Below are 17,268 nucleotides of genomic sequence, written 5' to 3'. Positions count from 1 at the left end.
GTTCCCATGCGGGGGTCTAGAATTTCCGCATGCGGAGCGTTTTTGCCTTTTTTGTCCTGACCATCGCGGCAACGCCGCTGCCGCTCCAGGCGTTTGCCCAGACGAGCGGCGATACCGTCATCGCCAAGGCGGACACCCAGCTCGATTCGCTGTTTTCCGACCTCAAGCGCGAGCGTAACGAAAAGGCCGCGGAACGCCTCGCCAACCGGATCTGGGAGGCCTGGTACAGGTCTGGCAGCGCCTCCGTCGACCTGATGATGCTGTGGGCGCAACAGGCGCTGGAAGCCAAGAAGTTCGACGTTGCCCTCGATTTCCTCGACCAGGTCGTGACGCTGCAGCCCCAATATGCCGAAGGCTGGAACCGCCGCGCCACTGTGCATTTCATGATGGGCAACTTCCGCAAGTCGATGACCGACATCGAACGCACGCTGGAGCTCGAGCCGCGCCATTTCGGCGCCCTCTCCGGCATGGCCCAGATCATGGCCAACACCAACCATAACGAGCTGGCACTGCAGGCCTGGCAGCGCGTGCTGGTCATCTATCCGATGCTGCGCAACGCCCAGAACGAGGTGTCGCGGCTGTCGGAAGAACTTGCCGGCGAAGGGATTTGAGAGGGAGTAAGCGAGTAGGTCAACGTCGCCGATTGCCCCTCGTTCTCTTGCTGTCTTACTGTCTTACTGCACTATTCCCCTATTCCCCTATTCCCCTTCTCCCCTCCCACGAGCCGCATGAACATCCTCACCTTTGTCCTGGTATTGCTCGTTGCGATCGTGCTTGCGCTTGCCGGCTTTACCGGCGTGGCGTCATGGTTGATCGAGCGCCGCAATCCACCCGTGGGCAGCTTCATCGACATAGCGGGCGCCAACATCCATTACGTCCATGTACCGGCGCCTGTTGGCGCGGAGCTGCCGCCGCTGGTCTTCATCCACGGCGCATCCGCCAATCTGAAGGACCAGATGCTGCCGCTCAGGCCGCAATTCGAAGGCCGCGCCGAGATGCTGTTCCTCGACCGGCCCGGCCATGGATGGTCCGGACGCGGCACCGGCAACAACGAGACGCAGGAAGGCCAGGCCGCGACCATCGCTGCTCTGATGGACAGGCTCGGCATCAAGGACGCCATCATCGTCGGCCATTCGTTTGGCGGTTCGATCGCGGCGACCTTCGCCCTGGAACATGCCGAGAAGACGCGCGGGCTGCTGTTCCTGTCGGCGGCAACGCATCCCTGGCCGGGCGGCGACACCTCCTGGTACTACAGCCTGAGCGCCAGGCCGGCGGTCGGGCGGCTGTTCGCCGCGATGGTTGCCAATCCGGCCGGGCTGATGCGTATCGATGCTGCCACGACCTGTGTCTTCTCACCCGACAAGGTGCCCGACTTCTATGTCGACGAAGCCTCTATCAAGCTTGTGCTGCGGCGGCAGGCCTTTCGCGCCAATGCGATCGATGTCGAGGGCTTGTACCGGCACGCGCTGAAGACAGCGCCGCGCTATCCCGAGATCAAGGCGCCGACAGTGGTGATCTCAGGCGATGCGGATACGGTCGTCTATGAAGAGATCCATTCGATGGGCCTCGCGCGCGACATTCCCGGTGCCGAGCTGGTCTGGGTCAGGAAGCTTGGCCACAAACCCGACTGGGTGGCGCCCGACCTGGTCGCAGCAGCGGTTGAAAAGCTCGCCGGCCAGCCGCGCGACCTGCAGGCCATGGCGCGGCGGGTCGAGGCCCGCATGGCGGGCGACGATTTCGGCACGGATATGTGCGTGAACGAGAAGGCGCCGATTTAGGGAAGTAGGGGAGTAAGGGGAGCGGCGAGAGCCTACTATGCACTTCCCCTATTCCCTTACTCCCCTATGCCCACAAATTACCTGCTGCCTTTGCCTTCCGGCCCGACATAGGCGATGCGCAGCATGTTGGTCGATCCGGGCGTGCGGAGCGGCACGCCGGCGGTGATGATGACGCGGTCGCCGCCAGTTGCGAAACCCTCGTTGAAGGCGACGCCACAGGCGCGTTCAACCATGTCGTCGAGATTGGCGGCGTCGGGCGAGACGACGCAATGCGTGCCCCACAAAAGCGACAGCCGGCGCGCGGTGGCCAGGATCGGCGACAGCGCGATGATCGGCACCTGCGGTCGTTCGCGCGCGGCGCGCAATCCGGTGGTGCCAGAGGCGGTGTAGGTGACGATCGCCGACAGCTTCAGCGTCTCGGCGATTTCACGCGCCGCAAGCGAAATGGCATCGGCACCGGTCGCTTCAGGCTGCGAACGCTGGGCGTTGATGATGCCGGGATAGGTCGGATCCTTTTCGACCTGCTGGGCAATGCGGTCCATCGTTGCCACCGACTCGACCGGATATTGTCCGGCGGCGGATTCGGCCGACAGCATGATCGCGTCAGCACCTTCGAACACTGCAGTCGCCACGTCGGAGACCTCGGCGCGGGTCGGCACCGGCGCCGTGATCATCGATTCCAGCATCTGGGTGGCGACGACCACCGGCTTGCCGGCACGGCGTGCCGCACGCGTGATCTGCTTCTGGATGCCGGGCACGGATTCGATCGGCATCTCGACGCCGAGATCGCCACGGGCGACCATCAAGGCATCGGACAGCTCGATGATTTCGGCAAGGCGTGCAACCGCCTGCGGCTTTTCGATCTTGGACATCAGCAGCGCACGCCCCTGGGCGATCTTGCGCGCTTCGGCCAGATCCTCGGGACGCTGGATGAACGACAGCGCGACCCAGTCGACGCCGGTTTCGAGCACCGCATCGAGGTCCTTGCGGTCCTTTTCGGTCAGCGCGCCGACCGGCAGGTCGGTGTCGGGCAGGCTGACGCCCTTCTTGTCGGAAATCTTGTTGCCGGCAACGACCGTGCAGACGATCGACTTGCCGTCGGTCTTGACAGCCCGGAGCTCGAGCTTGCCGTCGTCGATCAAAAGGCGATGGCCAGCCTGAACCGACTTGAGGATTTCGGGATGCGGCAGGTGCACGCGCTTGTTGTCGCCGAGATCGGCGCTGTCGTCCAAGGTGAAGGTCTGGCCGACGGTCAGCTCTTCCTTGCCATTGGCGAACTTGCCGACGCGGAGCTTGGGCCCCTGCAGGTCGGCGAGGATGCCGATCGGGCGGCCCGCCTCTTCCTCGACCTTGCGGATGCGGCCAACAAGCGTGCGCATCGAATCGTGGTCGGTATGGCTCATATTGATGCGGAAGACATCGGCGCCCGCATCGAAGAGCCTGCGGATCATGACCTCGTCGGAAGAGGCTGGACCGAGTGTGGCGAGTATCTTGACCTTACGGCTGCGTCTCATTGACCGTTCGTTCCCGAGGCGGCCGCATTGCCGCCCGTTGCGGGCTCGTCGGTGAGCTGGACCATCCAGTTCGCCTGCTCGCCCGTGTCGTATTCCTGGAAGCCGGCGCGCTGGAAACCGCGCGCTACGCAGTCGGTGACCCCGGCAACCTTGAACTCTTTTTCAGCCACGCACATGTTGATGGGGCCGTCCCAGCGTCCGCCTCGCTCGGCATCTTCTGCATAGAGATAATAAAACCTCGATGACAGCGGGCCTTCGATCAGCGTTTTGCAGGTCTGGCCCTCGATGTGCCACCAGCCTTCGGTGATCCAGCCGGCCTTGGCGCGATAGCCGATGCCGACGCCGACGAGGCTTTGGGTCGCGTTGCAGACCCTGAAGTCGGCGCGCGCAGGCGTCGCGGCAACGGAGGCAAACAGCGGAACCGCTAGGAAAAGGAAAAGCATTGCCAAGGCTGAGCGTGCGCGCGGCCCCCCGGCAAGTTCCATCCCCAAGCCCCTCTTCGACGTATTCTTCATTTTCTGGTGCCCTTTTCGGCAATGTGCAGGCGCATGTCAACGCATGGCACGGCGCTTATCCAATCGATTTAGATGCACTCAGCCGCAGTGATTTGCCGCCCCATCTGGCATATTCGAAAAAAGGTTGGCAAAACAACGGCGTTAGCACATATCCCCACAGCGGCTGCGGCGACGAAAACTACACCGAAGCCGTGCCGAAGGACAATTTGCCTCCGATGACGCGAAACACTCTCTTTGCCCCGTTCGAAATCATCGACGGCGACCGCAGTCGCGGTCTGGTGCTTTTGTGCGACCATGCCCGGCGCGACCTGCCGCAGGAGTATGGCGATCTTGGCCTGCCGCCCGAGGAGTTCGAGCGCCACATCGCCTATGACATCGGCGCCGAACAGGTGACCCGCAAGCTTTCGGCGATCATCGGGGCGCCGGCGGTCCTGGCAAATTTCTCGCGGCTGTTGATCGACCCCAATCGCGGCGAGGACGACCCGACCCTGATCCGCCAGCTCTATGACGGCTCGGTCATACCGGGCAATTATCCAATGTCCTGGGAAGAGCGCGAGCGCCGTCTCGACACCTTCTACCGACCCTATCACGACGCCGTCGGCGCCATGATCGCCTCGGTGCACAAGCAGACCGGCACCGCACCCTTCATCCTCTCGGTGCATTCCTTCACCCCCGTTATGCAGGGCCGTGCCAGGCCCTGGCATGCCGGCGTGCTGTGGGACATGGACCATCGCGCCGCCTGGCCGCTGATCGAGATGCTTGCCGAGGACACCGGCATCGTCGTCGGCGACAACGAGCCTTATGACGGGGCGCTGCGCGGCGACACCATGTTCCGCCATGCCATCGTCAACGGCTTTGCCCACGCGCTGATCGAGATCAGGCAGGATCTGATCGGCGACGAGGCCGGAACCAGCGCCTGGGCAAATCGGCTTGCGCCGATCGTTGACGCGATCAATCGCCGTGCCGATATACACGAGGTCAGACAATTCGGCTCGCGTACAGGGCCGCTGTGATGGAGATTGCGATGGCCGAACTCAGCGAAGCGCAGCAGCGCGAATTCGAGGCGGCCGCTTTCCGCCGCCTGCTCGAGCATTTGCGCGAGCGCTCCGACGTGCAGAACATCGACATGATGAATCTCGCAGGCTTCTGCCGCAACTGCCTGTCCAACTGGTATCGCGACGCTGCCGCAGGCGCCGGTGTCGAGCTGTCCAAGGAGACGTCGCGCGAGATCGTCTACGGCATGCCTTATGCCGAGTGGCAGGCCAAGTACCAGCGCGACGCCACCGACGCGCAGAAGGCGGCTTTCGAGACCAGACGGCCCAAGGATCACTAACCTAGGGAGCACTGGGCGGATTTTACGTAGCCTCCTGTCAGCTGCGCGGCCAGATCCCCTTGACCCTCTTGCCATCATGGGGCATCGAACCGGGCCGAAATGCCCCATGGCGCGCCGAGTCGCGCTGTTCCAATCACAATTGCGGAGTGCCCCATGGCCGACGAAATCACCGATACCAGCCAGACCGTTGCCGCCGGCCAGTTGCGCGCCTTCATCGAGCGCATCGAGCGGCTTGAAGAAGAAAAGAAGACCATCTCCGACGACATCAAAGACGTCTACGCCGAGGCCAAGGGCACCGGCTTCGACACCAAGGCGCTGCGCACCCTGATCCGCCTGCGCAAGCAGGACCAGGCCGAGCGTGACGAGGCAGAAGCGATCCTCGACCTCTACAAGGCCGCCCTCGGCATGAGCTGAGGCCAATTCGGCCGCGGCGCATCCGAGACGGTGCGCCGCGACCATCGTGGCAAACACTTCACGCCACGCACAAGGGCTGCAACGGCGCAGCCATACCGGCGCCCGCGCCAAATGCGCACGCAAAATCCATGACCTGGGCGGCCATCAACGCGATCTGGTCGCTACAATCCCCGTCGGAAACCGACGAATTGGCAATGACGCCCAACGGCGTCGGCCAGCCGCGCAGGGCGTGCACGATCGAGCGCAAATGCTGCAGCGTCGAACCGCCCGCCTGCCAACCGGCAGCCGCAGCGATCAGGCCAACCGGCCGCCCCTGGAGATAGGGCCTGGCGTCACCTCGCAATTCCTCAATGTAATCCAGCGCATTCTTCAGCATGCCCGACACCGAGCCGTGATAGCCCGGGGATGAGATGACCACGCCGTCACAGCGGCGCAAAGCCCCCAGGAATTCCAGTTCCGCCACGCCCGGCTTGTCGGTGCCAAAGATCGGAAACAACAGCCGTTCGCCGGTGAAGGCCAGCGTGTCCGCACCGGCCGCTGCCGCCACCGAAAGCGCCTGATGCAGCAGCCGCTCCGACGACGAGCAACTGCGCGTGGTACCGCCGATCCCGACGATCAAGGGTCCTGCCGTCATCATGTCCTCCCTAGCATCTCTATTTCGGACGTCAGGAGACTGGCAAAGGCTTTCGGCGGCAAATGACCTTTTTGGACGAGGCGATGTCGTTTCGGCATCGGCAAAGTCGGGCACGATCAGACCCTATCATGCGTGGTGCCAGATGACCGCCGATGCCTCGGACCTCAAGCCGGAAGATCCCAAGGAGCTTCGCAGCTTCGGCCGGCGCGGCATCCGTCGGACCCAACTCCTCAAGAACCTGCAGCACTTCGTCGTTGCCGCAGAACTCGGCAGTTTTCACAGGGCCGCGGACCGGCTGGCGATCGTACAGTCGGCGCTGTCGCGGCGCATCGGCGAGTTGGAGGCGCAGCTCGGCGGCAGGCTGTTCGAGCGCCAACCGACGGGTGTGCGGCTGACCTTGGCCGGCGCGGCACTGCTGGAGGACGCCTCGCGCATCTTGCGCGAGGTCGACCTCGCCATCCGTCGCTTCGACCTGATCGACGGCGGACAGATGTCACTGCTGCGCGTCGGCTTCAACGGCGCGGCGATGATGTTTGCGCCGATCCCCGACGGGCTGCAGACATTCCGCATCGCCAATCCCACGGTCGAAGTGAGGCTGACGCCGATGCTGTCCGAGCAGGCATTCCAGGCGCTGGCGGCGGGTTCGATCGACCTCGGCCTGGCCTACGAACTCGGCTATCCACACATGCTGAAGTCGCGGCAACTGGTGCTCGACGATCTTGCGCTGGCGTTGCCTGAGCACCATCCACTCGCCGCAAAGGCAGAGCTTGCGGTCGAGCACCTCGACGGCGCCGATTTCATCGGCATGGACCTCGCTCAATCGGGCCTGATGGCGGAGAAGGTCGCCCAGGCCCTGCAGTCGAGTGGCGTCGCCATCCGCGTGCTGATGGAGACCGGAAGCACCGAGGCGACACTGAGCCTTGTCGCGGCAGGCCTCGGCATCGCTTTCGTCAATCGGTCCCAGGCAGGCCGGCATCCACCGAATGTCGTCATTCGCGACGTCGCTGGATTTTCGGTGCCGCTGTCGCTGAAATTGTTCTGGCGCGCGGAGATCGAAACGCCGGTGCTGCTGCGCTTTGTCGAGACATTAGCCGGGCAGTTCGAGGCCATGGGATGAGTGGTCTGATTTCGAGATCGCCCCGTCGAAAACAGTCATTTGCCCCACGGCCTCGCCTCCGGGAAGTTGCGCCAGAACGCAACGGAAAGAGGCCATCGCATGACCAAGGAAATCAGGCTCAACGCACTCGACCAGTGCAATCCGAGCTTCCTAGCCTTCGGCCTGTGGCGCCATCCGCGCGACAAGGCGCTGGACTTCACCAGCATCGATTATTGGGCCGACTATGCCCGCCTTCTCGAACGCGGCCTGTTCGATGCGCTGTTTCTGGCGGACTCGCTCGGCGTTCCCGATACCTACCGGCAGAGCTATGCGCCCGCGTTCCGCAGCGGCGCGCTGGCGCCGAGCCTCGATCCCTCGGTGATCGTGCCGGCGATGGCGCTGGTCACCGAAAATCTCGGCTTCGCCATCACCGGCAGCGCTTCCTACGAGACGCCCTATCTGTTTGCCCGACGCATGACGACGCTGGACCACATGACAAGCGGGCGTATCGGATGGAACATCGTGACGTCCTTCCTGCGCAGCGGTGCACTCGCCATGGGCCACAACGAGTTGGCCGAGCACGACGCGCGCTACGACGCCGCCGACGAATTCATGGCGGTGATGTACGGGCTGTGGGAGGGCTCGTGGGCCGACGGCGCGCTGAAGCGCGACAAGACGAGCGGGATCTATGCCGACCCTGAGCTGATCACCGAACTGGACCATAGCGGCGGACATCACCGGATTCGTGCCGTGAGTGCGGCCGAGCCGTCGCTGCAGCGCACGCCGATGCTGTTCCAGGCGGGCGGGTCGCCGCGCGGCCGCCACTTTGCCGCGACCCATGCCGAAGGCATCTTCATCAACGGCCCGCAGCTCGAACTGGTGGCGCCGCAGGTGGCCGACATGCGCAAGCGCGCAGCCGCGCTGGGCCGCGATCCCCGGAGCCTGAAGTTCTTCGCCGGCGCCACCATCATCGTCGACGAGACCGAAGCACTCGCCCGCGCCCGCTATGAGGACTACAAACGCCACACCAGCGTCGAAGGCATGCTGTGCCAGTTGTCGGCGGCCCTCGGCATCGACCTGTCGAAATACCCGCTGGACGAGCCGATCCGCTACGAAAAGACGGACGCGGCGCATTCCCAGCTCGATATGCTGACGCGCAAGGGTAGCTGGACCGTGCGCCAGGCAGTCGAGAGCATGGTGGTGAGCGGCCGCAACCTGCTGATCGTCGGCACGCCGGAACAGGTGGTCGATGAATTCGCGCGCTGGGTCGAGCACGCCGATGTCGACGGCTTCAACATTGCCCGCGTCCTGGCGCATGAGACGATGGAGAACTTCATCGACATGGTGGTGCCGGAGTTGCAGCGGCGCGGCATGTTCAAGACCGAATACGCGGCAGGCACCCTGCGCGAGAGGGTGACGGGCTCGGGCCCGCGCACCGCACCAGATCATTCAGCCTCAAGATACCGCGGATAGGAAGCAGGCCATGAGACGCTTCTCGATGTCGTACCTGACGGCACCTGTCGCCTCGCCGCTTGAGTCGATCCGCATCGCGTCGGAAGTTGGCTACGATCACCTGGGATTGCGCATCCATCCGACCGCGGCAGCCGATGCGCCTTCGCCGCTGCTTGGGAACATGGCGCTCGTAGGTGCGTGCAAACAGCTGCTCGACGATAGTGGGCTGACAGTGACGGAGGTCGAAAGCTGGATGATCCGCGGGGAGTTCGACCTGTCACGCAGCGCCGCCGCCATGGAGGCTGCGGCAGCGCTCGGCCGGCCTCGCCTGATCGCCGTCGCCGACATGCGCGGCGCGATCGCACAGGCTGAAATCGAGGACCGCTTTGCCGCCCTCGCCGAAATGGCATCAAGCTTCGGGCTCCACGTCGACTTCGAGCCGATCGCGCACAGGGCGGCGGGAACGCTCGAGGAAGCACTGGCAGTGGTTGCCGCCGGCGCCGCCCATGGCTCCGGGCTGATCCTCGACATGCTGCACGTCAACCGCATGGGCATCGCCGGGGCAGAACTGGCTTCGGTCGACCGGAGCCTGCTCCACAACATCCATCTCTGCGACGCACCGCCTGCGCCCGTCGACCCCGAAACGATGGTGCGCCATTCCGCCTTCGACCGCGACCTGCCCGGCGAAGGGGCATTGCCACTGAAGGCCTATCTCCGCGCCTTGCCCAGCGACCGGCCACTCAGCATCGAAATCCCGATGATGCGTCTCGGCGATAGCGTTTCACCTCGGGAACGGGCACGCCGCTGCCTGACCGCCTCGCGTCAACTGGTCGAAAACATCGATGGTCTGCTCGCCTGACGAGTGCCCGGCCGGCAAATGCTTGCAATCGTTCACTGTATTGGCAAGTGAAGCTTTGGTTGGACTTGTAAAGACGACTGATATGATGCCCTATTTACCTGCTACAATAGCATGGTGCGACGGGCCGCACGCCGGCTCGCCACGAAGGTGAAGAGGTCGGGCATGAGCAGCGCGGGACAATTCCATCCTTCCGACAATCCTCTGGGCGGCCAAGGCGGGCTTTCGGCGTTCTTTTCGCGGCGCTGGAACGGCGAGGTGCCGCTCGGCCAGCTGTTCTGGTGGGACATGGTGGTGGTTGGCAGCATCATCAACGTCGCCACGACGGTGGTCGCGCTGCTGATCCTGGCCGCCAAGATGTCGGCCCTGCTGGCAGTCGCCGTCCACCTGATCCCCCTGCCCTACAACCTGTTCCTCTATGGCAGCGTTCTGCGTACGGCCGATATGGCCGGGATACCGAACGCCGGCCCCATCAAGATCAGCGCCACGCTCTGGATCATCCTCGCCAGCCTGCTTTGAGCCACGAGCGGCACAGGCGACGGTGCCGCGGGCGCGAACAGCTGCACCCGCGGGCGTATTCCTGAGAAGAGCAAATCAGGCCGCTGGTTCGAAATTGAGCGCCACGCCATTGATGCAGTAGCGCAGGCCGGTGGGCGGCGGACCATCAGGGAAAACGTGGCCGAGATGGCTGCCGCAGCGCGAACAATGGCATTCCGTCCGCACCATGCCATGGCTGCGGTCGACGGTGTTTTCGACGGAACCTTCGACGGGGTCGTTGAAGCTTGGCCAGCCGGTGCCGCTCTCGAACTTGAGCTTGGATTCGAACAAGGGCTGGTCGCAACCGGCGCATGTGAAGGTGCCGGCGCGCTTTTCGTAGAGCAAAGCACAACTGCCCGGCCGCTCGGTGCCGTGGTTGCGCATTACCTGGTACTGCTCGGGCGTCAGCAGCGCGCGCCACTCGGCGTCGGTGCGGGTGACGGCATAGGTCTTGGCGTCCATTCCGGGTATCTCCCTCGATTCTTCTTCTTGTTCGTGGTCTTCGCTCAGATAGTTACGACGGGCACTGACTGACAAGGCATCACATCGTGGTGAGCCACTACAGGCCGGCTAATGCTTTCGCGACAGCTGCTTGGTCGCCGCTTCCAGCCCCGCCAGCGTCAGCGGGTACATGCGGTTGGCGAACACCTCGGAAATCATCTTGATCGAACTGGTATAGCCCCAGTGCTTTTCCTGCGTCGGATTGAGCCAGACGGCGTTGGGCCACTGGTCGAGCACGCGGCGCAGCCAGACGGCACCCGGTTCGGGGTTCCAATGCTCGACCGAGCCACCGGCATAGGCGATCTCATAGGGGCTCATCGCGGCGTCGCCGACGAAGATGACCTTGTAGTCGTGGCCATATTTGTGCAGCACGTCGAGGGTCGGAATCACCTCGGCATGGCGGCGGCGGTTATCCTTCCACACGCCCTCGTAGAGGCAGTTGTGGAAGTAGAAATATTCGAGCTGGCGAAACTCGACGCGCGCCGCAGAAAACAGCTCCTCGACCACCTTGATGTGGTCGTCCATCGAGCCGCCGACGTCGAAGAACATCAAAAGCTTAACCGCGTTGCGCCGTTCGGGCCGGGTCTTGACGTCGAGATAGCCGTGGTCGGCGGTGGCGTGGATCGTGCCGGGCAGGTCGAGCTCTTCCTCGGCGCCTTCTCGCACCCAGCGGCGCAGGCGCTTCAGCGCCACCTTGATATTGCGTGTGCCAAGCTCGACCGAATCGTCGAAATTCCTGAACTCGCGCTTGTCCCACACCTTGACCGCGCGGCGATGGCGGCTCGTCTCCTGGCCGATACGCACGCCCTCTGGATTGTAGCCATAGGCGCCGAAGGGCGAGGTGCCCGCGGTGCCGATCCATTTCGACCCGCCCTGATGGCGGCCCTTCTGCTCCTCGAGCCGCTGCCTCAGCGTCTCCATCAGCTTTTCGAAGCCACCAAGTGCTTCGACAAGCTTTTTCTCCTCATCGGTCAGCGTCTTCTCAGCGAGCCGGCGCAGCCACTCCTCGGGGATGTTGGCGACGTCAACGCCGCCCTCGCCGGTGACGGCCTCGACGCCCTTGAAATAATGCGAGAAGACCTGGTCGAAGCGGTCGATATGGCGCTCGTCCTTCACCAGCGCGGCGCGGGCGAGATAGTAAAAACCCTCGACGTCATAGCTGACGAGGTCGGCATCGAGTGCTTCGAGCAGGGCCAGATATTCACGCAGCGAAACCGGGACCTTGGCCGCCTTGAGTTCGAGAAAGAAGGGTATGAACATGGCCGGCACTTTGCTTCGGCGCGGTCGCGCAGGCAAGTCCGCCGATGCCGCAGTTGTGGCCTACCATCGCGACATCGGCGCATTGGCCGCGTTGCAACACCCAAAATCTAATTAAAGTAAAAATCGGATTCAGTCTTTCTTGGTAATTTCCCGTTAGCAATTGCCATCAGTGGGGAAGAGGGGGCGAGTCTGCCTCCGATCCGAGTTTGTTTTGCGTGCGGGTACCTATGCGTTTCTCAGCGGCGTCAGCGATCGTTCTCGCCAGTCTGGCTCTTGCCGGCTGCACCTCGAGCTCGGGCTTAGGCAGCCTGATGGAGCAGGCGTCGCCTTCCCCGGAGACCACGAGTTCGGTGATGCGGCCCTCCGCCGACATCGCTCCTGTCGTCGCCCAGGCGCCAGCGCCCCAGCCGGTCATGGCAGCACCCGTCGAAGTGACGACGATGACGGCACCACCGGTGCAGGTGGCGATGGCAATGCCCACGCCGATGCCGAGAGCGCCGATGGAACCTGCCATCGAGCTTGAAGACATGCCCACGCCCGACGCCAAGCCGATCGCCCTGGTGGCGCCGTCCAACCCGATGAAGGCGACACCGTTCGCGCCGGGCAAGATCTATGGCCGCCGCTTCCGCGATGCCAAGCCGATCAATTTCGGCCGGACGATGTCGCCCAAGAATTTCGCCGTCCATGGCGTCGACGTGTCGCGCTGGCAGGGCGAGATCGACTGGCCGAAGCTGCGCACGCAAGGCGCCAACTTCGCCTACATCAAGGCCACCGACGGCGGCGACCATCTCGACCCGATGTTTCGCAAGAACTGGCGCGCTGCCGAGGCCGCCGGCCTCAAGCGCGGCGCCTATCACTTCTTCTACTGGTGCCGTACCGCCGGCGAGCAGGCCGACTGGTTCATCCGCAATGTGCCCAAGGTCCCCGGCGCGCTGCCGCCGGTCATCGACGTCGAATACAATGGCGAATCGAGCTGCAAAAGGCGCCACAACCCCGAGAAGATCCGCGAGAAGATGCAGGTCTTCATGGACAAGCTGGAGCGCCATTATGGCCAGCGCCCGGTCATCTACACCGCGCCCGACTTCTACCGCGACAACCTGCGCGGCCACTTCCAGAACTATCCGTTCTGGCTGCGCGCCGTGGCCGAGCCGCCGTCCAAGGTCTATCCCGGCCGCAACTGGGTGTTCTGGCAGTATTCTGGTTCCGGCCTGTCGCATGGCGTCGAGGGCAAGATCGACCTCAACGTCTTTCGTGGCAGCGCAGCCCAGTGGCACCAGTGGCTGGAACGCAGCGCGGGCTGATGGCTTTCGGTCCTAGTCAGTGATTGCCTGTCGCCTCAGAGCAAATCGTATTCGATGAATCCGGTGCGGCGGGCGACGCGGTCGTAGAGCTTGCGCGCCGTGGCATTGGTTTCGTGCGTCATCCAGTAGACATTGGTGACGCCGAGCTTGGCCGCTTCCTGCTTCACGGCTTCGATCAGGGCCGCACCGACGCCCTTGCCACGCGCCGCCGGGTCGGCGAACAGGTCCTGCAGATAGCAGTTGTTGGCTTCGGACCAGCCCGAGCGGTGGTAGAGGTAGTGCGTCAGACCGACCGCCTTGCCGTCGACGAGGGCGATCAGGCCCTTGGGCTCGAACTCGCCCTCGGTGAACAGGCGCTTCCAGGCGAGCCCATAGATCTTTTCAGGCAGCACGGTGTTGTAGAAATCGAGATAGGCCGTCCACAACCGGCGCCATTCGGCGTGATCGGCAAGCTCGAGGGGGCGGATGGTGATTTCGGTCATGGCTTAGCCTTCCGTAAGTGGATCAATTGCGCGCAAACTGCCTGAGCAATCTGGTAGGGCCAACGGTCCACAGCACGGGAATGTGCTGGCCGGGCGGTGCGCAACAGAGGCCGGCAATGACGTGCACCCTGCGCTTCGCCATGGCTACGGGCGTTCGGCGCTCGAAAGGCCAAATCATTGGCTTTCCGTACGCAACGCGGACCGCTCCTCAGCCCTGTCGTCTGGCCATGAACGCCAGGCGCTCGAACAGGTGTACATCCTGCTCGTTCTTGAGCAGCGCGCCATGCAGTTTGGGCAGAGCGTTCTTGGGGTCGGCGCGCAGGTCCTCCGGCGCGACATCGTCGGCGACGAGCAGGCGGATCCAGTCCAGCGCTTCGGAGGTAGACGGCTTTTTCTTGAGCCCGGCGACTTCGCGGATCTCGTAGAACTGGGTCAATGCGGCGCGCACCAGGTTCTGCTTGATACCGGGATAGTGGACCTCGACGATTCGGTGCAGCGTCTCGACGTCGGGAAAGCGGATGTAGTGGAAGAAGCAGCGTCGCAGGAACGCATCGGGCAGCTCCTTTTCGTTGTTCGAGGTGATGATGACGATCGGACGGACATCGGCCTTGATCGTCTCGCCGGTCTCGTAGACGAAGAACTCCATGCGATCGAGTTCCTGCAAAAGGTCGTTGGGAAACTCGATGTCGGCCTTGTCGATCTCATCGATCAAGAGCACGACCTTTCGGCCAGCGGCAAACGCATCCCACAACTTGCCGCGCTTGATGTAGTTCTTGATGTCGTTGAAACGCCCATCGCCGAGTTGGCTGTCGCGCAGGCGCGACACGGCATCATATTCGTAGAGGCCCTGCTGCGCCTTGGTGGTGGACTTGACGTTCCACTCGATCATCTCGAGGCCGAGGCCCGCGGCAACCTGGCGGGCGAGTTCGGTCTTGCCGGTCCCGGGCTCACCCTTGACCAGCAGCGGCCGCTCCAGCGCAATCGCCGCATTGACCGCCACCATCAGATCCTTGTCGGCGACATAAGCCGACGTTCCTTCAAAGCGCATGCGAATTCCTCGTAACTTTGCCGCGACCCTAAGGAGCCGGGCAAATGGGCGCAAGCCTGAAGAGCCCGCACTTGAAACCCCGGTGCAGCGACAACGTGTCTCTCAGAAAGCAGCACAGATGACGGGTGGCAAGATGTCGGCTTGGCCGGAAAAGAGATTTCTGCAGGCGATCGTCGCCGTCCTCGCAATCACCCCTGTCCTGATCGGGCTGGCGGGTGTGATCATCGGGCCGGCCTTTCTCCATGTTGAGCAGCCATGGCCGACCGATCTCGACAGCCACTTTCGCTTCCTGTCTGGAATATTCCTGGCAATCGGTGTCGCCTGGTTCACATGTGTACCGGCAATCGAGACCAAGACGGCGCGGTTTTGCTTTCTCGCCCTTTTGACCTTCTGTGGCGGGCTCGCAAGGCTGTCGTCGTTGCTCCTTGCCGGGCGCCCCTCAGCCGGACATCTCGCTGGCCTGTCGATCGAACTCCTCGCCGTGCCGCTGCTGGTCATCTGGCAGCAAAGAATTGCGCGGCTCACGCGTTAGACCGCGTTCCGCTCAGACCTTGACCGTATCATCTCTTCGCAGCCCCCCTCTGCCGTACAGGGCAGAGGGGGGCTGCGAAGGATCCCTGCCTCCAAGGCAGGGGGTTGGTCTCATAAATATCGTTGCATGAACTGCGGCATTGCCATGGCGCATTGCGGCCGCAACGCCTATATTGGGGGTGACGGTCTGCGCTTCCCGGCAGGAGAGCATTTTCCCCGGGGCCTTAACGATCCTTAGGGAGCTGTCCCTGGGAAGACCCGTGGGTCTTTTCACACGGCGCCCACCTACTTTGTAGGTCTCCGGGATCGACTTCTCCACCGGTCGTGTGGATCGTCACCTCTTACCCAGATAAAACCTCCCCACCCGGATAAAACCTGCCTACCCGCCCCCTGACAGCTGCGACTTCTGCGTTGCCGTTGCGACAGCCGATGTGCCAAACACCTGTTACGACAGGAAAATGGGGCACGGCATGACCTCTCACCGCGAAATCAAGAAGCAGTTGCGCAAGCAGGCGCTGGCCCGGCGCGATGCGCTTGACCAGTTCTGGCGTATCGAGGCTTCGCTGGAGATGGCAGAGACCGCGCGCGACCACGTCCCGATCGAGCCGGGCACGATCGTCTCCGGCTTCTGGCCGATGCGTTCGGAGGTCGACGTCCGGCCGATGATGTTTGCGCTGCGCGAGCATGGCGCACGGCTTTGCCTGCCGGCCATCCTCGACAAGCACACAATCGTCTTCCGCGAACTGGTGCGTGGCGCGCCGATGGTCGACATGGGTTTTGGCACCGTTGGGCCGCATGAGGAAGCCGCGGTGCTGGACCCTGAGATCATGCTGGTACCGCTGGCGGCTTTCGACGCGCGCGGCCACCGCATCGGCTATGGCGCGGGCTATTACGACCGGGCGATCTCCAAGCTGCAGGACAAGGGCATCGAGCCCAGGCTGATCGGCATCGCCTTCGACTGCCAGGAGGTTGAGCGCGTTCCTGACGAGAACCACGACGTCATCATCCCCGAAATACTGACGGAAAGCGGGTTGCGCCGGTTCACCACTGAATTGTAGATGACGTCATGAGACTTCTTTTTCTTGGCGACATGGTGGGCAAGGCCGGACGCACCGCGGTGTGGAACCAGCTGCCCGGCCTGATTTCGGATTTCCGCCTCGATTTTGTCATCGTCAACGGTGAGAACGCCGCTGGCGGCTTCGGCATCACCGAGGAGATTTTCCGCGAAACGCTTGCTGCCGGCGCCGATGTGGTGACGACGGGCAATCACGTCTGGGACCAGCGCGAGGCGCTGGCGTTTGCGCCGCGTGAGGAACGCTTCTTGCGCCCTGCCAATTTCCCGAAGGGCACGCCGGGGCGCGGCTCTGGCCTCTACATCGCCAGGAACGGCGCCCGCGTGTTGGTCTCGAACATCATGGGCCGGGTGTTCATGCACCCCGAACTCGACGACCCGTTCCAGGCCGGCGAACGCGAACTGGCCGCCTGCCCGCTGGGAGAACAGGCCGATGCGGTGGTGATCGACTTCCACGCCGAGGCAACCAGCGAGAAGATGTGCTTTGCGCATTTCGTCGACGGCCGCGCCAGCCTGGTTGTCGGCACGCATACCCACCAGCCGACCGCCGACCACCAGATCCTCAATGGCGGCACGGCCTATCTGACCGACGCCGGCATGTGCGGCGACTATGACTCCTCGCTTGGCATGGACAAGGAAGAGCCGCTCAACCGCTTCCTGTCGAAGGTACCGAAGGGCCGCTTCGAAGCGGCCAACGGCCCGGCCACCATTTGCGGGGTCGGCGTCGACATTTCCGACCGCACCGGTCTCGCCGAACGGGTTGCGCCATTGCGTCGCGGGCCCCGGCTCGAAGAAACCGTCCCATCCTTCTGGTCCTGACATTGACGAGGGGCCAGTGGAAACCTACTTGCCCGCCGCACGTCAGCATATGTTAGAGCTTGGTGCATCTATCCGGATGCATCATGTCTCGGCACGCAGCATGTGAACGAGTGGCCGCCGGCCGC

General features: G+C 63.4%; 20 protein-coding genes and 1 other RNA gene. 14 read left to right on the top strand and 7 right to left on the bottom strand.

Annotation, left to right across the window (positions count from 1 at the left end):
* Nucleotides 1-29: 29 nt before the first annotated feature.
* Nucleotides 30-611, top strand: a complete 582-nt coding sequence (locus DY201_RS06420; RefSeq protein WP_115730483.1) for a tetratricopeptide repeat protein — start codon at nucleotides 30-32, stop codon at nucleotides 609-611.
* Between the two features lie 117 nt (nucleotides 612-728).
* Complete coding sequence (locus DY201_RS06415; RefSeq protein WP_115730482.1) at nucleotides 729-1,778, top strand: alpha/beta fold hydrolase; 1,050 nt, start codon at nucleotides 729-731, stop codon at nucleotides 1,776-1,778.
* A gap of 77 nt (nucleotides 1,779-1,855) precedes the next feature.
* On the opposite strand, the gene pyk is transcribed toward DY201_RS06415, so the two are convergent.
* Nucleotides 1,856-3,292 carry a pyruvate kinase gene (gene pyk, locus DY201_RS06410; protein ID WP_115730481.1) on the bottom strand — a complete coding sequence of 479 codons (1,437 nt, stop codon included), beginning with the start codon at nucleotides 3,290-3,292 and terminating at the stop codon, nucleotides 1,856-1,858.
* Nucleotides 3,289-3,777, bottom strand: coding sequence for a DUF1036 domain-containing protein (locus DY201_RS06405; protein ID WP_115730480.1), 489 nt, complete (start codon nucleotides 3,775-3,777; stop codon nucleotides 3,289-3,291). The genes pyk and DY201_RS06405 overlap by 4 nt, the downstream gene beginning before the upstream one ends.
* Nucleotides 3,778-4,022: 245 nt before the next feature.
* Here DY201_RS06405 and DY201_RS06400 point away from each other — a divergent pair, with 245 nt between their 5' ends.
* The 3 genes from DY201_RS06400 (at nucleotide 4,023) to DY201_RS06390 (ending at nucleotide 5,554) form a co-directional block, all read left to right on the top strand.
* The gene (locus DY201_RS06400) at nucleotides 4,023-4,820 is read left to right on the top strand and encodes an N-formylglutamate amidohydrolase (RefSeq protein WP_115733629.1); all 798 of its coding nucleotides are present in this window, start codon (nucleotides 4,023-4,025) and stop codon (nucleotides 4,818-4,820) included.
* 11 nt (nucleotides 4,821-4,831) lie between these two features.
* On the top strand, nucleotides 4,832-5,140 hold the full coding sequence (locus tag DY201_RS06395) for a DUF1244 domain-containing protein (RefSeq protein WP_115733628.1): 309 nt from the start codon (nucleotides 4,832-4,834) through the stop codon (nucleotides 5,138-5,140).
* A gap of 153 nt (nucleotides 5,141-5,293) precedes the next feature.
* Complete coding sequence (locus tag DY201_RS06390) at nucleotides 5,294-5,554, top strand: DUF2312 domain-containing protein (RefSeq protein WP_067956960.1); 261 nt, start codon at nucleotides 5,294-5,296, stop codon at nucleotides 5,552-5,554.
* A gap of 58 nt (nucleotides 5,555-5,612) precedes the next feature.
* Here DY201_RS06390 and DY201_RS06385 read toward each other — a convergent pair whose 3' ends face one another.
* The gene (locus DY201_RS06385) at nucleotides 5,613-6,188 is read right to left on the bottom strand and encodes an NADPH-dependent FMN reductase (protein WP_245431912.1); all 576 of its coding nucleotides are present in this window, start codon (nucleotides 6,186-6,188) and stop codon (nucleotides 5,613-5,615) included.
* A gap of 142 nt (nucleotides 6,189-6,330) precedes the next feature.
* On the opposite strand from DY201_RS06385, the gene DY201_RS06380 reads away from it, so the two are divergent.
* The 4 genes from DY201_RS06380 to DY201_RS06365 all read left to right on the top strand — a co-directional run bounded on the left by DY201_RS06380 (nucleotide 6,331) and on the right by DY201_RS06365 (nucleotide 10,111).
* Nucleotides 6,331-7,305, top strand: a complete 975-nt coding sequence (locus DY201_RS06380) for a LysR family transcriptional regulator (RefSeq protein ID WP_165915919.1) — start codon at nucleotides 6,331-6,333, stop codon at nucleotides 7,303-7,305.
* A 99-nt stretch (nucleotides 7,306-7,404) separates the two neighbouring features.
* On the top strand, nucleotides 7,405-8,757 hold the full coding sequence (locus DY201_RS06375) for an LLM class flavin-dependent oxidoreductase (RefSeq protein ID WP_115730477.1): 1,353 nt from the start codon (nucleotides 7,405-7,407) through the stop codon (nucleotides 8,755-8,757).
* A gap of 10 nt (nucleotides 8,758-8,767) precedes the next feature.
* Nucleotides 8,768-9,595 carry a sugar phosphate isomerase/epimerase family protein gene (locus DY201_RS06370; RefSeq protein ID WP_115730476.1) on the top strand — a complete coding sequence of 276 codons (828 nt, stop codon included), beginning with the start codon at nucleotides 8,768-8,770 and terminating at the stop codon, nucleotides 9,593-9,595.
* A 162-nt stretch (nucleotides 9,596-9,757) separates the two neighbouring features.
* Nucleotides 9,758-10,111, top strand: coding sequence for a hypothetical protein (locus DY201_RS06365; protein ID WP_131922334.1), 354 nt, complete (start codon nucleotides 9,758-9,760; stop codon nucleotides 10,109-10,111).
* A gap of 75 nt (nucleotides 10,112-10,186) precedes the next feature.
* Here the strand turns inward: DY201_RS06365 and msrB are convergent, their stop codons facing one another.
* Together msrB and DY201_RS06355 are read right to left on the bottom strand one after the other, a co-directional pair.
* Nucleotides 10,187-10,591, bottom strand: coding sequence for a peptide-methionine (R)-S-oxide reductase MsrB (msrB, locus tag DY201_RS06360; RefSeq protein ID WP_115730474.1), 405 nt, complete (start codon nucleotides 10,589-10,591; stop codon nucleotides 10,187-10,189).
* Nucleotides 10,592-10,699: 108 nt separating this feature from the next.
* The gene (locus tag DY201_RS06355; protein WP_115730473.1) at nucleotides 10,700-11,890 is read right to left on the bottom strand and encodes a vWA domain-containing protein; all 1,191 of its coding nucleotides are present in this window, start codon (nucleotides 11,888-11,890) and stop codon (nucleotides 10,700-10,702) included.
* Between the two features lie 227 nt (nucleotides 11,891-12,117).
* Between DY201_RS06355 and DY201_RS06350 the strand changes: the two genes are divergently transcribed.
* Nucleotides 12,118-13,191 carry a glycoside hydrolase family 25 protein gene (locus DY201_RS06350; RefSeq protein ID WP_115730472.1) on the top strand — a complete coding sequence of 358 codons (1,074 nt, stop codon included), beginning with the start codon at nucleotides 12,118-12,120 and terminating at the stop codon, nucleotides 13,189-13,191.
* Nucleotides 13,192-13,226: 35 nt separating this feature from the next.
* On the opposite strand, the gene DY201_RS06345 is transcribed toward DY201_RS06350, so the two are convergent.
* The gene (locus tag DY201_RS06345) at nucleotides 13,227-13,673 is read right to left on the bottom strand and encodes a GNAT family N-acetyltransferase (protein ID WP_115730471.1); all 447 of its coding nucleotides are present in this window, start codon (nucleotides 13,671-13,673) and stop codon (nucleotides 13,227-13,229) included.
* A 208-nt stretch (nucleotides 13,674-13,881) separates the two neighbouring features.
* A complete protein-coding gene (locus DY201_RS06340) occupies nucleotides 13,882-14,721 on the bottom strand; it encodes an AAA family ATPase (RefSeq protein WP_115730470.1) in 840 nt (279 codons plus the stop codon).
* Between DY201_RS06340 and DY201_RS06335 the strand changes: the two genes are divergently transcribed.
* The 4 genes from DY201_RS06335 to DY201_RS06320 all read left to right on the top strand — a co-directional run bounded on the left by DY201_RS06335 (nucleotide 14,720) and on the right by DY201_RS06320 (nucleotide 17,143).
* A complete protein-coding gene (locus DY201_RS06335) occupies nucleotides 14,720-15,253 on the top strand; it encodes a DUF4345 domain-containing protein (RefSeq protein ID WP_245431911.1) in 534 nt (177 codons plus the stop codon). The genes DY201_RS06340 and DY201_RS06335 overlap by 2 nt on opposite strands.
* Nucleotides 15,254-15,433: 180 nt before the next feature.
* A non-coding RNA gene (gene ssrS / locus DY201_RS06330) (6S RNA) lies at nucleotides 15,434-15,589 on the top strand.
* A gap of 133 nt (nucleotides 15,590-15,722) precedes the next feature.
* Nucleotides 15,723-16,310: a 5-formyltetrahydrofolate cyclo-ligase gene (locus DY201_RS06325; RefSeq protein WP_115730469.1), complete on the top strand. Its 588-nt coding sequence runs from the start codon at nucleotides 15,723-15,725 to the stop codon at nucleotides 16,308-16,310.
* An 8-nt stretch (nucleotides 16,311-16,318) separates the two neighbouring features.
* The gene (locus DY201_RS06320; protein ID WP_067956925.1) at nucleotides 16,319-17,143 is read left to right on the top strand and encodes a TIGR00282 family metallophosphoesterase; all 825 of its coding nucleotides are present in this window, start codon (nucleotides 16,319-16,321) and stop codon (nucleotides 17,141-17,143) included.
* Nucleotides 17,144-17,268 lie beyond the last annotated feature (125 nt).

It is taken from the genome of Aminobacter aminovorans (assembly GCF_900445235.1).
Classification (GTDB): Bacteria; Pseudomonadota; Alphaproteobacteria; order Rhizobiales; family Rhizobiaceae; genus Aminobacter; species Aminobacter aminovorans.
This window is presented reverse-complemented; position numbering and strand designations above follow the sequence as displayed.

Coding starts and splice junctions, on each gene's coding strand:
- DY201_RS06420 (WP_115730483.1), top strand. CDS start 30: ATGCGGAGCGTTTTTGCCTTTTTTGTCCTGACCATCGCGGCAACGCCG.
- DY201_RS06415 (WP_115730482.1), top strand. CDS start 729: ATGAACATCCTCACCTTTGTCCTGGTATTGCTCGTTGCGATCGTGCTT.
- pyk (WP_115730481.1), bottom strand. CDS start 3,292: ATGAGACGCAGCCGTAAGGTCAAGATACTCGCCACACTCGGTCCAGCC.
- DY201_RS06405 (WP_115730480.1), bottom strand. CDS start 3,777: ATGGAACTTGCCGGGGGGCCGCGCGCACGCTCAGCCTTGGCAATGCTT.
- DY201_RS06400 (WP_115733629.1), top strand. CDS start 4,023: ATGACGCGAAACACTCTCTTTGCCCCGTTCGAAATCATCGACGGCGAC.
- DY201_RS06395 (WP_115733628.1), top strand. CDS start 4,832: ATGGCCGAACTCAGCGAAGCGCAGCAGCGCGAATTCGAGGCGGCCGCT.
- DY201_RS06390 (WP_067956960.1), top strand. CDS start 5,294: ATGGCCGACGAAATCACCGATACCAGCCAGACCGTTGCCGCCGGCCAG.
- DY201_RS06385 (WP_245431912.1), bottom strand. CDS start 6,188: ATGACGGCAGGACCCTTGATCGTCGGGATCGGCGGTACCACGCGCAGT.
- DY201_RS06380 (WP_165915919.1), top strand. CDS start 6,331: ATGACCGCCGATGCCTCGGACCTCAAGCCGGAAGATCCCAAGGAGCTT.
- DY201_RS06375 (WP_115730477.1), top strand. CDS start 7,405: ATGACCAAGGAAATCAGGCTCAACGCACTCGACCAGTGCAATCCGAGC.
- DY201_RS06370 (WP_115730476.1), top strand. CDS start 8,768: ATGAGACGCTTCTCGATGTCGTACCTGACGGCACCTGTCGCCTCGCCG.
- DY201_RS06365 (WP_131922334.1), top strand. CDS start 9,758: ATGAGCAGCGCGGGACAATTCCATCCTTCCGACAATCCTCTGGGCGGC.
- msrB (WP_115730474.1), bottom strand. CDS start 10,591: ATGGACGCCAAGACCTATGCCGTCACCCGCACCGACGCCGAGTGGCGC.
- DY201_RS06355 (WP_115730473.1), bottom strand. CDS start 11,890: ATGTTCATACCCTTCTTTCTCGAACTCAAGGCGGCCAAGGTCCCGGTT.
- DY201_RS06350 (WP_115730472.1), top strand. CDS start 12,118: ATGCGTTTCTCAGCGGCGTCAGCGATCGTTCTCGCCAGTCTGGCTCTT.
- DY201_RS06345 (WP_115730471.1), bottom strand. CDS start 13,673: ATGACCGAAATCACCATCCGCCCCCTCGAGCTTGCCGATCACGCCGAA.
- DY201_RS06335 (WP_245431911.1), top strand. CDS start 14,720: ATGCGAATTCCTCGTAACTTTGCCGCGACCCTAAGGAGCCGGGCAAAT.
- DY201_RS06340 (WP_115730470.1), bottom strand. CDS start 14,721: ATGCGCTTTGAAGGAACGTCGGCTTATGTCGCCGACAAGGATCTGATG.
- DY201_RS06325 (WP_115730469.1), top strand. CDS start 15,723: ATGACCTCTCACCGCGAAATCAAGAAGCAGTTGCGCAAGCAGGCGCTG.
- DY201_RS06320 (WP_067956925.1), top strand. CDS start 16,319: ATGAGACTTCTTTTTCTTGGCGACATGGTGGGCAAGGCCGGACGCACC.